12 protein-coding genes and 3 pseudogenes are annotated in these 15,734 nt (G+C 43.3%); 3 read left to right on the forward strand and 12 right to left on the reverse strand.

The features are described from left to right. Positions 1-255 precede the first annotated feature (255 nt). Positions 256-888 (reverse strand): annotated as a pseudogene (locus tag HEQ19_23065) (IS5 family transposase). Between the two features lie 878 nt (positions 889-1,766). Here HEQ19_23065 and HEQ19_23070 point away from each other — a divergent pair. Both HEQ19_23070 and cysE read left to right on the forward strand, forming a co-directional pair. Further along, complete coding sequence (locus tag HEQ19_23070; protein ID WYM01959.1) at positions 1,767-2,270, forward strand: hypothetical protein; 504 nt, start codon at positions 1,767-1,769, stop codon at positions 2,268-2,270. Between the two features lie 281 nt (positions 2,271-2,551). Further along, positions 2,552-3,316 carry a serine O-acetyltransferase gene (gene cysE, locus HEQ19_23075; protein ID WYM01960.1) on the forward strand — a complete coding sequence of 255 codons (765 nt, stop codon included), beginning with the start codon at positions 2,552-2,554 and terminating at the stop codon, positions 3,314-3,316. Positions 3,317-3,328: 12 nt separating this feature from the next. Here cysE and HEQ19_23080 read toward each other — a convergent pair. The 3 genes and pseudogenes from HEQ19_23080 to HEQ19_23090 form a co-directional block, all read right to left on the reverse strand. After that, positions 3,329-3,508: pseudogene (locus HEQ19_23080) on the reverse strand (pyridoxamine 5'-phosphate oxidase). A 131-nt stretch (positions 3,509-3,639) separates the two neighbouring features. Further along, positions 3,640-4,818, reverse strand: coding sequence for a transposase (locus tag HEQ19_23085; protein WZI66992.1), 1,179 nt, complete (start codon positions 4,816-4,818; stop codon positions 3,640-3,642). A 41-nt stretch (positions 4,819-4,859) separates the two neighbouring features. Then, positions 4,860-5,231 carry an IS607 family transposase gene (locus HEQ19_23090; GenBank protein ID WYM03557.1) on the reverse strand — a complete coding sequence of 124 codons (372 nt, stop codon included), beginning with the start codon at positions 5,229-5,231 and terminating at the stop codon, positions 4,860-4,862. 410 nt (positions 5,232-5,641) lie between these two features. Here HEQ19_23090 and HEQ19_23095 point away from each other — a divergent pair, with 410 nt between their 5' ends. Then, complete coding sequence (locus HEQ19_23095; protein WYM01961.1) at positions 5,642-6,139, forward strand: pentapeptide repeat-containing protein; 498 nt, start codon at positions 5,642-5,644, stop codon at positions 6,137-6,139. Between the two features lie 266 nt (positions 6,140-6,405). On the opposite strand, the gene HEQ19_23100 is transcribed toward HEQ19_23095, so the two are convergent. The 8 genes and pseudogenes from HEQ19_23100 to HEQ19_23135 form a co-directional block, all read right to left on the reverse strand. Further along, complete coding sequence (locus HEQ19_23100) at positions 6,406-7,773, reverse strand: cobyrinate a,c-diamide synthase (GenBank protein WYM01962.1); 1,368 nt, start codon at positions 7,771-7,773, stop codon at positions 6,406-6,408. 81 nt (positions 7,774-7,854) lie between these two features. Continuing rightward, the gene (locus HEQ19_23105; GenBank protein WYM01963.1) at positions 7,855-8,079 is read right to left on the reverse strand and encodes a hypothetical protein; all 225 of its coding nucleotides are present in this window, start codon (positions 8,077-8,079) and stop codon (positions 7,855-7,857) included. A 48-nt stretch (positions 8,080-8,127) separates the two neighbouring features. After that, complete coding sequence (locus HEQ19_23110; GenBank protein WYM01964.1) at positions 8,128-8,457, reverse strand: helix-turn-helix transcriptional regulator; 330 nt, start codon at positions 8,455-8,457, stop codon at positions 8,128-8,130. 193 nt (positions 8,458-8,650) lie between these two features. After that, positions 8,651-10,027, reverse strand: a complete 1,377-nt coding sequence (gene opcA, locus HEQ19_23115) for a glucose-6-phosphate dehydrogenase assembly protein OpcA (GenBank protein WYM01965.1) — start codon at positions 10,025-10,027, stop codon at positions 8,651-8,653. A gap of 105 nt (positions 10,028-10,132) precedes the next feature. Next, complete coding sequence (zwf, locus tag HEQ19_23120; GenBank protein ID WYM03558.1) at positions 10,133-11,662, reverse strand: glucose-6-phosphate dehydrogenase; 1,530 nt, start codon at positions 11,660-11,662, stop codon at positions 10,133-10,135. A 252-nt stretch (positions 11,663-11,914) separates the two neighbouring features. Then, positions 11,915-12,514 (reverse strand): annotated as a pseudogene (locus HEQ19_23125) (transaldolase family protein). A gap of 303 nt (positions 12,515-12,817) precedes the next feature. Continuing rightward, complete coding sequence (gene fbp, locus HEQ19_23130) at positions 12,818-13,867, reverse strand: class 1 fructose-bisphosphatase (GenBank protein ID WYM03559.1); 1,050 nt, start codon at positions 13,865-13,867, stop codon at positions 12,818-12,820. A 187-nt stretch (positions 13,868-14,054) separates the two neighbouring features. Beyond that, positions 14,055-15,251 (reverse strand): transposase, encoded by a 1,197-nt coding sequence (locus tag HEQ19_23135; GenBank protein ID WYM01966.1) that lies wholly within the window; start codon positions 15,249-15,251, stop codon positions 14,055-14,057. Positions 15,252-15,734 lie beyond the last annotated feature (483 nt).

Raw genomic sequence — 15,734 nt, forward strand, 5'->3', positions numbered from 1 at the left:
AAATCGTAGGTTGGGTTGAGGCTTTGCGTTCGCCCTTCTCTATGATATCATGTCCGGTCAATTACCCATAATAAAACACCCCACCCCCAACCCCTAAGCGCTTGCGCTTAGGGGAGACAAAGCACAGCTTTGGCTCTTTGGGGTTCTTCAGGTTTAGTAAGTAATTAAGCGGACATGATATGAGAGGCTGCGCCAAGGCGTTCCCGCAGAGTAACCCAACAAACCCTTATTAGCTGTTTTAAAATTTATCCGGTGGAGAACCACCTGCACAATCCATCGGCAAAAGTTCATTACCCACTGCATGAAAGGCTCACCATCAAAGCCGCCATCTACCCAAATGGTTGTCAAGCGAAATACCTGATCTTGAGACTGCTTGACTCGTTTGAGAACTTGCTTACCTCCTTCCCTGCGGGACGCTAACGCGAACACGCTCACCGACACTGCCGTGACCAAGACTCGCAAAACTAGCCCCAAGGTATCGACTGTCATAAATCGTTTGCGTCCCTTGATTTTCTTGCCTGCATCAAAGCCTACGGATTGACTTACCATCGCGGCACTTTTCACACTTTGACTGTCGATAATCGCCTCCGACGGACTCGGATGGCGCTCCTGTTCAATCCGAATCCAATAGAGCAGACTATCATGAATTTTCAACCACGTCCCATCTTTGCGCCAATTGCGAAAATAGGTGTACACTGTCTGCCACACAGGAAAATCACCGGGTAAGGCTCGCCATTGGACTCCCTCAACTAGAACATAGAAGATGGCGTTGAGGACTTGCCACATATCAACTTCACGCTTGCGACCACCGGGTTTCGGTTCTGGAATCATATCACTGAGAAATTCATATTGGGCACTGGTCAGATTGCTGGGGTATGCTTTACTCATGTTGCTCTCTCGGTGCTGTCTAATATCTATTCACAGCTTATACCGAGAGAGCTTTTTTACAACATCCCCGACTTTTCAAACAACCTCTTAGATAACAACTAGCTTTACTTAACATGCATAGATTCTAGTTTTATTTGAAAAAAATTACAAGTCTACCAAATATCAATATTTTTTATATGACGAATATTAAATGAATTTGTTGTAGCAGAAGAAACTATATTTCAAAAAACAAAAAAATAAATATGCCTGAAAGCTTTACCAAATAAGCAATAGATAATAATGGATTGCCGAGATTAAAGGTAACATTTATTTGCGCCAAAATAGAAATTGCGTATTGATGTAGCGATAAAATTAGGACTTATGGATTGACAATAAACATCTGATATAGGGCATTTCTGCTAAGTTTTGAAAACAACGTCTTTTTGTAATTTTCAATCATTAAAAATTATCTTCTAACTAATTAATTACAACAAAAACTTATCTTTATTCCTTGTCTGACTGACTTAAAAATACTTTGTGTCTTCTCTGCGTTCGCAGAGCGTGCATAGCCGATGGTTAAGCTATATATTCTTTGTGCAATTAAGCCATTAATCTAGATGCAGAATTTTATTTGACCCTTGTTTTCTTAGGTCTTGTGAGAAATCCGGGTTGAGCCTTTAGACCTCAATCATCCCCCCATATTTCTCTACCTTAAGAGCGGGACGAGTGTCGTAGACAGAGGCTACGTCAACGGCTCCGCTGAGTACAAGTCTCCCCCTGCTCTTTCACAACGCTAGATTGTGGCACATTAAAATCTGGCACATCTTATGGGAAATCACGGTTTTTTTGTTACTCTAGGTATAGAGAATAACTACTTAATAGCCTGTTGGAGGGCTGCTATGAAGTATCATCGCCCCCGACTTCTGTTTCGAGCCGGCTGGGTTTTGGCTATATTGACAGCGATCACTGCTACGCCTGTAATCGCACAGACAGCAAATTTTGATCCCATCAAGCTGTCATCAGATTTTCAAACAACAAAAAAAGTAACTGTTTCTGGCTACACAGGGGGTTCTTACTCCTTGTCAGCGATTCGTAACCGCGATGACGATAAGAATGCTTGCGTTGGGTATGCTGATACCACTCCCGATCACATCTTGGTTTTGGAAAAAGACTTTTCTAATCTACAAATACTCATCAACAGTGGTGGTTATGACACTACTTTAGTTATCCAAGGACCAGAGGAAAATAAAATTCATTGCGGCGATGACACTGGTAAGAGTAAAGATGCTAGTATTCCAGACCGCACATGGCAAAAAGGAATTTATAAAATTTGGGTAGGTACATTCAATTCTGACGTTAGGCGTAACTACACTCTGACAGTGCAGCTGACAAATGACAAATGACCGTTCCCTACGGGACGCTACGCTTAAGCAAAGCTATGCCGCAGGCTTTACGCGTTGGCGGAGCCTAAGAAGAGAAGCGTGTCGTAGACAGAGGCTACGCCAATGACAAGCTCAGTACAAGTTTTGAATTTTGGATTAAATCTAAAATTCTGCGGAGCCTGCAAGATACCGAAACAATCTAAAATCTAAAATCTAAAATCTAAAATCTAAAATTGGATTGGTCAACCGTTAACCGATAATATAGCAGTGTAGCTCGTTTTGCTTTCCGAGGGTATTAACTAGTGCTATCTACACTGCTTACCGACTTTCGTATCATATTTGAACGTGACCCAGCTGCCCGTAATTTGTTGGAAGTCTTGTTTTGCTACCCTGGTTTGCAAGCCCTGTTATGCCATCGGCTCGCTCACTGGCTGCATATTATTGGTATTCCTTTTATTCCCCGTCTGATTTCTCACTTAGGTAGATTTTTCACAGGGATTGAAATCCACCCAGGCGCAACAATTGGCAAAGGGGTGTTTATTGACCACGGTATGGGTGTAGTAATTGGCGAAACTGCGATCATCGGCGACTATGCCTTAATTTATCAAGGTGTCACCCTTGGTGGAACTGGTAAAGACAGTGGCAAGCGCCATCCCACTGTAGGCGAAAATGTCGTTGTGGGTGCTGGTGCGAAAGTCCTGGGGAATATCCAAATCGGTAATAATGTCCGCATTGGCGCCGGGTCAGTGGTTCTCAGGGATGTACCTTCTAATTGCACTGTTGTAGGCGTACCCGGTCGGATTGTCTACCGTTCTGGTGTGCGCGTTGCTCCCCTAGAACATAACAACTTACCAGATTCTGAAGCCGAAGTGATTCGCGCTTTAGTTGACCGCATTGAGTCTCTAGAACAACAAATACAAACTCTCAAGCCCCTTTACTCTTCTGCAAAAGTTCCGGTTTTGGTGGGTAAATTAGCCTATGACGAAGGTAATTTACCAACAGATGCTCTTCAGTGTAACCTCAGAGATCACGCGATTCAGAAATTCCTCGATGGTGCAGGGATTTGAGAAAGTGAGCCGTCAAGGATTAATTTCTTGGCTAGACCAAGTGTGGTTATCGTCCCGTAAGTATAGCCAGCGATTTTGTGGTTCACCGCGCAACTCTAAATGATCTACTTGCACAGGTTCAAGTAGCAATAGACAAAAATTAGGTAATGGCTGATTGGGGTTGGGTGGTGGTGGAGTAAATGCGGCTTTCTCCTGCTCTACAAAACTTGGCTAAACTTATTCAAGTCTCACCATTCAACTAGAAATAAGTATTTCTAGAGGGTCTGCTTCCTGCTTCATCCAAGGTAGTCGGCTACTTCTTGTCCACAGGCGTTAAGTTTCGGTCAAGCCAACCGTACTTTATTTTTAGGGGCATTCTCAAGATTTTTGGCAGCATTTTCATCACGATCTTGAGAATGCTGACAAACTTTGCAATTAAATATTCGGTCTGATAACTTCATGTCTTGGATAGAATTACACTTAGAACAAGTTTTAGAACTTGGATACCATCTATCTACAAGTTCTACCTTTGTTCCATAATGAGCCTGCTTATAAATAAACTGACGACGAATTTCGTAAAAACAGTTGTTACTTATAGCATTGGCTAACTTGTGATTGGCAATCATCCCGCTGACGTTGAGATCTTCAATCCGAATTATGTAAGCCTTTCGACTTAAAGAAGTCGTCATTTTCTGCGTTGTATCTTGTCTTATATTAGCGATACGCGCATTCAATTGAGCCACTTTCAGATAAAAACTACGAGCTTTCTTTGATGCAACGATCTTAAGCTTTTTATTTCCTAAGACTTTATTGCGATTACGCCACTGAATCTTACCGAGCTTGGTTTTCGCTCTTGTGGTAGAAGCAGGCATCTCGTATTTTGAACCGTCCGTTGCTGTTGCTAGACATTTTACGCCCAAATCCACACCAATTTTTTCGATTGGATGAATAATAGGCGGAATTTTTTCGGCATCCAATACGAAAGAAACGAACCACTTATTGGCACTTCTTGAAACTGTAAAAGTTTGAGAACTACAGATGAAGTTGATTCGTTCTTTAATTCTAAATGTTTTCATCCCAGGTAAATTAATTCGCTTACCTGGTTTAATCACAACTCGATTGGTAAAGGGTAAGGCAGGTTTACCTTTTTCTGGGTAAATACCAGAGGTTTTGTAAACAGTGAAGGAATCGCCCTTCTTTTTTGATTTTTTCTTTGGGAAGCCCGACTTACCTTCACGCCATCTCGAAAAAGCATTTTTTAAATCAATGAATGCTGACTGATAAACAGTGGATGGATATGATTTCATCCATGCATACTCAGGACGAAGCATTGTGATTTGGGTAAATACTTTCTTAATGGCATCAATTCTTTTGGAGTCAGACGCTTTCACGTTTTCAAGACTCCAAGAAGCTGTGAGCAAGTCCAACCCAAGGTTGTAGACAAATCGCTTAAACCCAGCATTGCCACGCATCAAGGAGGTTTCAACTTTATTCAGTTTTAATTCTCGTTTGATAGCATACATAACTAAATCTTAGTAAACTTGTCTACAAAACTAAGTATACTTCATTCTGTACAAGGATCAATACCGTCAACAATCTTTTTTACTTTCGACTTGTATTTTCGCAGCCCGTACAAACGAGATGAAAAGCAATGGATAATTGATAACAAATCTTGGGTCAACTCTTCATGAGGAGACAAGGTTTCGGCGTTGGCAACAACAATTAAACCACCTCCCCACAACACAATCTGTTCGACTAACTCAAATCCAAATCGGCAAAGTCGATCTTTGTGTGCTACATATATTACTTTGACTTCTCCCTGAATAGCGAAACGCACAAGCTGTAAAAATTTGGGGCGCTTAAAATTTAAGCCACCACCAATCTCTTGAATTGAATCAGTGATGGCAACGCCTTGGGCGAGTACAAACTGTTCCATTGCCTGAGCTTGACTAATTAAATCACCCTTTTGTCCTGCGGAGGAATTAGCAGGGCGACCATTACCCCTAACTGTCGCTAGTTGTAAGTAACGGGCGTAAATAAGTTTTCACTGATCAGCTATTAGTGATATAGCACAATTGACCCTCCGAATTTTAGATTTTGGATTTTGGATTTTGGATTTTAGATTTTTGGGGTACCTTGCAGACCCCATGTGTCTGTAAAAATCTAAAAGACGCTCCTACGTCGCTTTACGCTACCCTATGCCTTAGGCTTTACGCTACGCTATACCGTAGGCTTTACACTACGAAGCACGTCAGTTGACTCCTAACTCCTCAGTCCTCACTTGTGGGGTTAATTCAGGGTTTAATAGTTATTGGTGAAAGTGTTGAGATTTATTAAGAAGACGTTATGAAGTATTGGCAAATACTAGCTAGCTTTGTCCTGGCTATGGTTATTTTTTTGTTTCCCCTCTCAGCGCAAGCTGCGAGTTCTTCCAGTGTTATCCGTGCTACTGGTAACGAGGAAATCAGCGGGAAGGATTACTCTGGTCAAAGTTTAATCGGGGTTGAGTTTACCAATGTCGATTTAAAGAATGCTAATTTTGGCAATGCTGACTTACGGGGTGTGGTGTTTAACGGTACGTTATTAGAGGAAGTGAATATGCATGGTGTAGATTTTAGTGAAGGTATAGCTTATCTGGTCAAATTCCAAGGAGCAGATTTAAGTGATGCGGTGTTGGAAAATGCAATGATGTTACGTTCGATTTTTGATAATGTTAATGTCACTGGTGCTGATTTCACAAATGCAGTTTTAGATAGAACGCAAATAAAAAAACTTTGTGCTAAAGCTAGTGGTGTGAATTCTAAAACTGGTGTGGATACTCGCAAGTCTTTACGCTGCAGGTAGATTTTTACCTTTACAGCATCTTCCTGTAAATAGACCAAGCGTTAGTCCCGCGATTTCAAAGTCTTATACAATACCACTAAAACGCTGACACATGTAGGAGCGAGTGGGGGCACGGCAATGCCGTGCCCCTACAGCTGGTATCATATCGTGTGGATTTAGGGGTATCTAAAAATTTATGCGGCTAAACAAATAGTTTGAAATCGCGGGACTAGGGGTGCAAGGCCTTGCGCCCCTTCGTAAAATATATGGTAATGTTGAACTCTGATTTATAGACATTGCGCTAAAAACCGCTGTGGAAGTTCTACACTTTCGCCCCAATGCAAATGAACATAAGAAGCGTGAAGATTAAGACTTTCTCCCCATCCCTCAAACCCCATATTTTCTTCAGAATCATAGCGAGTAGTTGCAAACAAAGGCTGATTAGGAGTTAATCCTAAATGGGAACGGTGAAACTCATGTCCATAAACGGCTGAACCTGAAGATACTAGCAGACTATCTTGTAAAGCTACAGCACGACGATAGCCCAAAGTTAAACGCCCACCCATAACAGCAGATGTCGGTAACACTCCCACCATCGGCCAAGATTTACCTGCAAAATCTATTATTTGCTCACATAAATACATTAATCCGCCACACTCAGCAATAGTGGGCATTCCCGCCAAAATTGCTGCTTTGACTGTATCACGCACAGTAGTATTTTCTGCCAGTTGCTGGGCAAAAACTTCCGGGAAACCACCACCAAAATACATTCCCTGCACATCCTGTGGTAATTCCGCATCTTCCAGAGGACTCCAGAATACCAATTCGGCGCCCAAATATTGTAGCAAATCTAAATTGTCTTGGTAATAGAAATTAAAAGCGCGATCGCGAGCGACTGCAATTTTTACAGAGGAGGTGGGAAGGTCGGGAGGTGGGGAGGTCGGGAGATGTTCAGATTGCAATAGGGGTAATAAGCGTTCCCAATCGAAGCAGGTGTCACCTAAGTCTGCGAGACGATTGATCACAGCGTTTAATTCTGGAAGTTCGCTGGTGGGTACTAAACCGAGATGGCGATCGGGAATTGTGATGTTATCTTGACGTTTTAAGACACCGAGAATTGGTAAATTTAGGGGTTCTAGGGAATCTTGGAGTAGGGATAAATGGCGATCGCTACCCACGCGATTTAATACCACCCCAGCTATTTTAATTTTCGGGTCAAAGGAGCAGTAACCATGTGCGATCGCCGCTACCGAACCAGACAACCGACTGCAATCAATCACCAATATTACAGGCAAATCTAGCAACCGCGCAATATGAGCAGTGCTAGCAAAAGAGATGGGAGAAAAGTTGTCCTCCTGTCTCCCAGTCCCCTTAACTCCATCAAATAACCCCATCACCCCTTCAACGAGTGCAAATTCACTCAATTGACTATGACGTGCAAAACATTGCTGAACGTAAGCTGGAGAAGTTAGCACAGGGTCTAAATTCCGACACGCACGACCAGTAACGTGCTGATGAAACATCGGGTCAATATAGTCCGGGCCAACCTTAAACGATTGTACAGTTGAACCCCGACGACATAAAGATGCTAAAAGGGTGAGCGTGACAGTTGTCTTCCCCACCCCACTACGTTCCCCAGCAATGATGATAGACATAGAAAATTTGTAATTACTTACACTAAGTAATTGCTCGCTATATTAACTATAAACGCCAATTATCTAATATAAGCGGATAACCTAAACCCTATAGCCTCTTTTTTCCATTGCCTCGGCTAAAATTTCATCAACTACTTCTGGAATATCAGCATATAATCCCATCAAAGGATCTTTTTTTTCCTGAATCTCTGCTAAACGCGCCATTACTTGAGTAAGTAATTCTGACACAGTTGATTTATTAAGCATTGCCAAGGTTTTTACTCGTTCAAAGGTTAGTCTATCTATTTCCAGTTCTATCTTTTCCATTTCATCTCCATTTGAGGTACTCAGTAATAATTTTTTATCAAGACGTTCTTAACCTATTTTTTGATAAACAACATTAATTTTGTGATTAGATTTTTCTGGTAGTTCATTTTTTACAAAAATTTCTATACTCTGTCCTAATTTTATTAAATAAAATAATAAATTTTCAATAGTAAAATCTTTGAGAATACCGTTACTTAAATTATCTACCTTATCACTTTCTAGTCCGAAAAGTTGCCCCGCTTGCTGGGGTGTAATTTGCTTTTGTTCTAAAATATCAGCAATCACAGAAGCTAATTTTACTTTGGCTAGTTTTTCTTCTGCATTAAGAAATCCTAAATCTTGAAATATATTGCCAGAAATGATTGTATAATTTAACATAATGTATAATGTTTTGTTTGTTTCATGATAATTGGTTTTGTCTCATTTGTGAGATTTGTATTGCTGTTTGTAATCGCTGGTGAATTAAATCAATAGTTTGTTGCGGAGTTTTGATACCTTTGGGTGATTTCTTTATAAACAATTAAGAGTTAGGAATTAAAAGTTACAACTCCTAACTCCTAACTTATCACTCTTAACTCTTAACTCCTAACTGGAGAATCTTCCCTGTCACGCCCAAACTTTCTTCAAAAAGTGCCTCATGTCCCCAGCGTTGTACCTGTTGACTGAGCAGCACTTCCGCCTTTTGTTCAGAAAGTGAACTTACTTGTTGAAACAGACCCGCAGCTTGGGCGCCACCCTGTGTTTCCATCCGCATACAACCACCAGTTTCAGTACAGATGACCGTACCGCAGTCTGCTTGCGGATTGGTGGAACTTAGGCGAAAAGCAATCAAGTCGCCGCTAATTTCACCCACATCAGCCACGGGAACGCCTGCTAACTCAGCTTCTATTTGGCGTTGGTCATTTGCCAGCAGGCGGATGCGGATTATATCATAATCTCCGCTTTCTTTTTCATAGGAAACCGGCAACCATTGTAAACGACTTGCTAACCAACCTAAAAACAGCAAAGCCTGTGCAGGGTTGCCTTTTTCATAATCTAGCGTCACGCGGTTAATTTCTCTCAGCGCCGCACGACGATGGGGCGAATCGTAAGCTTGAGCGGTCAATTCTTGCCATGCAGCCAGACGACGCCAGTTCAAGTCAGCTAGAGGTATACCAGTTTGAACCAACTCTTCTAGGCTGAGTAAATCAGTTTCTGGCTCGTTAAAGTTGCAAGAATCGACAATCACATTATTGCAGACCGCTGCCAGTCGCTTAAATACAGAGTTATTGGGGTCTGGTGTCGCCTTCCACCAGAGAAACTTCGGCAACCCACCAATTAACAAAGCTGGAATCATACCAGCAATCCGTTCTAAAGCAGCGGCTGTGCCCGAAATAGTGATGTATTCGCAGCAAATGAGGGTGCTAGAAGATTGCTTTTGAATCGGGCAATAGGCAGAAACTTGAGCTTTTACCCCTTCATCTTCACCAGCAATGGGACACAGGGCAATAATCCGGCACGGGTTGCGGATAGCAATTTCATCGGCAATTCTGGGGCTACTGGTATCACCATAATTAATATTACCAGAAGTATTGTCTCCTGCAGCCCCGTTTCCTTGACGTTTGGCAAATTTTTCGCGCAATATGCTGAGGATTTCTGGTGTAGCAATACCAGTTTCTGGCATTCCATTTTGTCTCTGAACTTCCCGTAGCGCTGCTTGTGTTTGGGGACCTAAAATCCCATCAATCGGTCCATTATAAAATCTCAAAGCAGCTAAAAGATACTGGGTTTCTTCTGGTTCGTAAACCACTAAAGTAAAAGTTGTGGCACGAGTCGCCGCTGGCAGACCACCGTCCTCACCAGTAATGCCGTAACTTTGCCAAATTTGATTCAGTTCCGTCTCTATTTCTGTGAGCGAAACATCCTTGGGTGCCTGAAGTGAAAAAATTGTAGGAGCTTGGGAAGTCATAGTAATTTTGAGTTGTTAGTTTTTATTGGTCATTTGTCATTTGTCATTGGTCATTTGTCATTGATTTTACTCATGACTAATAACTAATGACTAATGACTAACTTTCTACAGTCTGCGCCAGCGGCGACCATCTTGATTAATCAAGAATTCCGCTTCTGCTGGTTCCCAAGTACCAGCTTCGTACTGGGGAATGGTATTTGGGTCTGCGGGTGCATCCCAAACAGAAAGAGCTGGTGTCACTACTTGCCAAGCTGCTTCTACTTCGTCGGCGCGGGTGAATAATGTTTGGTCGCCCATCATACAATCGAGAAATAGGCGGTCATAGGCATCGGAAGTTGCTTGGATACCAAAGGAACCATAACTAAAGTCCATGTCCACGGAACGGGTGCGGAATTCTGCCCCTGGCATTTTCACATCAAACCGCAGGGAAATGCCTTCGTTCGGTTGAATCCGCATGGCTAAAATGTTGGCATTGGTCTGTTGGGCTGCAGACTGGAACATCCGCGATGGTACTTCCCGGAAGTGGATGGAAATCTCGCTGACTTTTTTCGGCATCCGCTTACCAGTACGCAGGTAAAAAGGAACACCCTGCCAACGCCAGTTATCCACCATAAACTTCATCGCTACATAGGTGGGTGTGGTCGAGCTGGGAATCACTCCAGGTTCTTTTCTATACCCTTCTACCGCTTGACCTTTCATCCAGCCAGAGCTGTATTGACCGCGCACCGCTGACCGTGACAAATTATGCACATCTGCTAAACGTGTAGCTTGTAGCGCCTTTACTTTTTCCGTGCGGATACTATCAGCATCCATTGAGTTGGGTGCTTCCATCGCGGTTAAGCAGTAAAGTTGCATCAAGTGGTTTTGCAACATATCCCGCAGAGCGCCGGCGCTTTCATAATATCCGGCGCGGTCTTCCACTCCCACAGTTTCTGCCACGGTAATTTGTACGTGGTCAACAAACTGACGATTCCACAAGGGTTCAAAAATCGCATTGGCAAAGCGAAACACCAGCAAATTCTGGACTGTTTCTTTACCCAGGTAGTGGTCAATGCGGTAAACTTGATTTTCTTTGCAAAATTTCTGTACCACTTGGTTAAGGCTTTGGGCTGAAGCCAAGTCTCGACCAAAGGGTTTTTCAATGACCAGACGGTGTTTGTAGGGATCATCTAGCATTCCTGCTCCCCCTAGCTGCCTGATGGCTTCAGGGAAGAAGTTTGGCGCAACGGAGAGGTAAAACATCCGGTTTCCCCTTGTGCCCCGTTTTTCGTCTAATTCAGTCAATAGGGTTTTCAGTTTTTGGTAGCTTTCAGGGTTGTCTATGTCCCCAGGACAGTAGAACAAACCTTGAGAGAAGTCTTGCCAGAGTTCCCCCAATTCGACATTGGGATGAGCCTCTTCCATCCCCTTCTGCATTTGCTCGCGGAAGTATTCGTCGCTCCACGCCCGACGTGCGACACCAACAATCGTGGTCTCCGGGGGAATCCGTCGTTCCCGTCGTAATTTGTAAAGCGCTGGCACTAGTTTACGCCAGGTCAGGTCCCCGGAGGCGCCAAAGATGACTATAATTTGGGGTTCGGGCATCCCTTGTTGTTGCAGACCAACGCGCAAAGGATTTTCTAGCAAATTGACCATAGGAATTTTAGATTTTAGATTTTGGATTTTGGATTGGGGATTGGTGATTGGTGATTGGGCATGGGGCATGGGGCATTGGGCATTGGGAGTTAGGAGTTATTATTCTCCCCAGCCCCCAGCGATGCACTGAGCTTGCCGAAGTGTCCCCAGCGATGCACTGAGCGGTCGTTGTGTCCCCAGCGATGCACTGAGCGGTCGTTGTGTCCCCAGCGATGCACTGAGCTTGCCGAAGTGTCCCCAGCCCCCAGCCCCTATAGAAGCAATTTTGCTAATATCCTCACTTTGTGCCACTCGTTTTTCTAAGCCGCGAATATATGCCCAAGCTGAATTGATATAGCTATTGACAGAAAACAGCAGTGTGATATTGACATTAATGCCGTCGGCTATTGACTGTTCCACGGCGGGCAAACCAGCCTCTGTGCCGGGAATTTTAATCATGACATTTTCTGCACCAATTTCTGGGAAATAGCGCTGCGCTTCGGCAATTGTGGCTTGAGTGTCATGGGCGATGGTTGGTGGTACTTCTATACTCACATAACCATCTAATTTATTCGTGGCTTCATATACAGGACGCAGAATATCACAGGCATTACGGATATCTGCAAAAGTGAGGGATTCATAAATTTTGTATGTCGGTAATCCAGCCCTAATTCCGGCTTCAATATCGGCATCATAAATTACGTTCCCAGCAATGGCTTTTTCAAAGATAGCTGGGTTGGAGGTAATCCCAGAGATGCCTTGATTTTCAACCAGGTTTTTGAGTTCGCCTGATTGAATAATATCACGTGTCAAATTATCCATCCAGATACTTTGACCGCATTGTTTCATTTCTAAGAGATGATTAGTTGCCATAGCGGTAATTTTCCTTTTGCTATTTATCTTTTCTAGAGAAATTGGCAAGGCTAATCAGTGGATTTGCAACTGTGAATTGTGGCTTTGCCAATATTATATATTTTGGCTTGACCAGTTACTTATCTCATCGATCTACTGAGATAGGTTATAATTAAGCGACAGGTGATCAAGATAGACTTTTACTTACTAGCTGATACTAGATGCATCCTTGAAACTTCGGTCACTCACTGACTTACTTAGCATCATTCAAACAATCAAAATCATTAAGTAATTATACTTTAATCATTTTGAAGTTTCAATTGCCTAGTGACCGTTGTGAGTAAAAGACTCCACCTTGCTTACATCCTCTTTGCTACCAATAATCAGAGGCGTGCGCTGGTGTATTTTTTTCGGCACTACGTCCAAAATATCTATAAGTCCTGTAGTGGCGCGACCCCCTGCTTGCTCAATCAAAAACGCTAGGGGAGCGGTTTCATACAGTAGGCGCAATTTACCTTCTGGTTTTTGAATTGTGCCTGGGTAGAGAAATACACCCCCTTGAACTAAAATTCTATGGATGTCGCTGACCATAGCCCCGCTATAACGAGCGACATAACCTTCTGTACGATGGACGTAGCGGATGTACTCCCGATATGATTCTTCCCACTGCCAGAAATTACCCTCGTTGACGCTATACACAGAACCGTGGCTAGGAATCTGGATATTCTCTTGTGTGAGGATGAATTCCCCTAAACTGGGATCAAGGACAAATGAGTGGACTCCCTTGCCTATAGTATAGACCAGCATGGTGCTAGGGCCATAGAGAATGTATCCCGCAGCCAACTGCTTGCGTCCATTGGTCAAGAGGTCAGTTGCTTTCCCATCACTATCGTTTCCTTCTTGTTGGCGAATCGCGAAGATTGAACCCAAGCTCAGATTAGTGTCGGTGTTGGATGAGCCGTCAATGGGGTCATACAACAAGGTATAACGACCAACGGGGCAATTTTCGGGTATATAGTAGGGTTTTTCCATTTCCTCGGAAGCTAGGCGACAGACTAAGCCGCTTTGCTTAAATACCGAGATAAATACCTCATTGGCGTAGACATCCATCTTTTTGACAGATTCTCCCTGGACATTCACTTCCCCAGTAAATCCCAGAACTCCTTCCATTAAACCAGCACGGCTGAGGCGACGAGCAATCAATTTTCCTGCCAAGCCGATGCGATTCATCAGCGCACTCAAATCCTGTGCATCTGGCGAAAAACTCTGCAGTTGCTGGAGAACATGACGGGATAAGGTTGTACAATCACGATCTAGGCTCTTGTCTGTAGCGTAGTTGATAGACAAATCTTCTGATTCTGGGGCTTGAGCCATTGTTTTTTCTCCCTTGCGACTAGCTGGTGGTTTAGTTGATGCCGTTGGTGGCATCTTAGTTATAGTCGCTGTTTCTATCTTAGAAAGGTAATTTGCGAACTTAAATGTGATTTTAGATAAACTAAAGAAATCAGTCTGTTGGGCAGCCTGGGATAAATCTCAATCCCAAAATCCGAAATTGCGTAAACTACCTACACCGATTTGGAGTACCAAATGCGGTGTAGGCTTTGTCCCAGATTTCACCACCAGTCGGAAACAAACTAAGCTGTCCCTCCAACAAGCAAGCAATCCCCGGAACTTCAGGGTTGTTTACGGAAACCCCCAAAGCTGCAATGTTTAATGCGGCGTTAATATCAGCATCATGCTCAAAACCGCAATGCCCACATTTGAAAGACTTGTGAGAACGATAGGATTTACCTTTAATGGGGTGTACATGGTGACACCGCGAACAAGTTTGACTGGTATAGGCAGGTGGAACAAAGACGACTGGCACACCAGCAATATTCGCCTTGTAATCAACAAACATCCGCAATTGGTAAAAAGCCCAATTATTGGTTCTGCGGCGTTCGGTCTTGCTTCTAGGTTGCTGGTTGAGCGATTGTCTGATATTTGTCAAGTCTTCAAACGCCAAAGTAGAATTACTTTGTTTAGCATCTTGAACCAACTGTTTCGAGATATTGTGATTCAACCACTTTTGGAACCTTTGTTCACGGCCGGTGAGCCTTCGCAACAGTTTTCTAGAACTGCGCGTGCGTTTGCTTTGAACATTAGCCCTGACCTTACTGTATCGGTCACGAGTGTTTTGAATCTGTTTACCACTCCAAGAATCTCCGTTGGAGGTGGTCGCTATGTCACGCCGACCAAGATCGACCCCAATAACCTTGGGTGTTTTACCCGTGGGACTGGTAGGCAGATCAACACAGATATTGATGTAGTAATCGCCGTGTTTCGTTTTATTGAGGGTAGCAGCCGTTGGGCATTGTCCTTTAAGCAATGCCAACTGGTAGTTACCAATCAATAATTTGAACTTTTTGCGGCCACACATCAAAGTAACGCCCACAGTTTGCAGTTCTTCCAAATACTTAAAAGTCCGAGCATCCAAGTTAATAGATGTTGGTCTGAACTTGTGGACTTGTTTAACTGCTTTGACGTTACCAATCACGCGGCGAATAGCTTGACAAACGTGATTTGCTTTAATGCCCGTAGATTCGCGTACTGGCTGATAAACCAAGTGGTGAAGCTTGGTAGTATTCCAGCATTTTTCACGCTTGGCAACTTCCAATATCTGATTGCAAGCATCAGCAAACCCCTGCAAAGTGCGGTCTATTTCCGAGCGCAACTTTACAGGGACTTGAATCTTACATTTTACCGATATTGTTTGCATTTGACCGAGTTTTTAGCTCATCCCACTATATCAGAAAACACAATGCATAATTTAGCGGATAACAAAATATTTGCTAATTGCTCAACTGTCCCCATCATTGTTTGTGCTTTAGCACAAACAATGATGGGGACATTTGCCTGCGGCACGCTCTCGCGTTCGCAATTAGCCCTCCATTCCTCCCACCACCAAACCGAGTACGGTTTTGGTGGGGGTCTCCTGGAGGATTGATGAATTGTTTTTTTGCATAATTTCGTATAGGTGAGTGATTCGCCTACACAATGCTATCCTTATGGCTGGAATTGTTTTGAAATACTCCCTGAAGAGAAAGTTCACGGATTCTGGATTCAAACAGCAACAGCAGGCATAGCCCGTCTTACATCACTGAGCAACAACACACAATGCCCTGCCTGTTGCCACTATTGTACCAAAAAGCCGTCCTAGAAGCGTAGCACTGAGCGGTCGTTGTGGACTTGGCTCTAGACC

The sequence above is a fragment of the Gloeotrichia echinulata CP02 genome (genome assembly GCA_038087035.1).
GTDB classification, from domain to species: domain Bacteria; phylum Cyanobacteriota; class Cyanobacteriia; order Cyanobacteriales; family Nostocaceae; genus Gloeotrichia; species Gloeotrichia echinulata.

Excerpts from the sequence above, each read along its gene's own strand:
- HEQ19_23095 (WYM01961.1), top strand. The coding sequence starts at position 5,642 with ATGAAGTATTGGCAAATACTAGCTAGCTTTGTCCTGGCTATGGTTATT.
- opcA (WYM01965.1), bottom strand. The coding sequence starts at position 10,027 with ATGACTTCCCAAGCTCCTACAATTTTTTCACTTCAGGCACCCAAGGAT.
- fbp (WYM03559.1), bottom strand. The coding sequence starts at position 13,867 with ATGGCTCAAGCCCCAGAATCAGAAGATTTGTCTATCAACTACGCTACA.
- zwf (WYM03558.1), bottom strand. The coding sequence starts at position 11,662 with ATGGTCAATTTGCTAGAAAATCCTTTGCGCGTTGGTCTGCAACAACAA.
- HEQ19_23105 (WYM01963.1), bottom strand. The coding sequence starts at position 8,079 with ATGGAAAAGATAGAACTGGAAATAGATAGACTAACCTTTGAACGAGTA.
- HEQ19_23100 (WYM01962.1), bottom strand. The coding sequence starts at position 7,773 with ATGTCTATCATCATTGCTGGGGAACGTAGTGGGGTGGGGAAGACAACT.
- HEQ19_23135 (WYM01966.1), bottom strand. The coding sequence starts at position 15,251 with ATGCAAACAATATCGGTAAAATGTAAGATTCAAGTCCCTGTAAAGTTG.
- HEQ19_23070 (WYM01959.1), top strand. The coding sequence starts at position 1,767 with ATGAAGTATCATCGCCCCCGACTTCTGTTTCGAGCCGGCTGGGTTTTG.
- HEQ19_23110 (WYM01964.1), bottom strand. The coding sequence starts at position 8,457 with ATGTTAAATTATACAATCATTTCTGGCAATATATTTCAAGATTTAGGA.
- HEQ19_23090 (WYM03557.1), bottom strand. The coding sequence starts at position 5,231 with ATGGAACAGTTTGTACTCGCCCAAGGCGTTGCCATCACTGATTCAATT.
- HEQ19_23085 (WZI66992.1), bottom strand. The coding sequence starts at position 4,818 with ATGTATGCTATCAAACGAGAATTAAAACTGAATAAAGTTGAAACCTCC.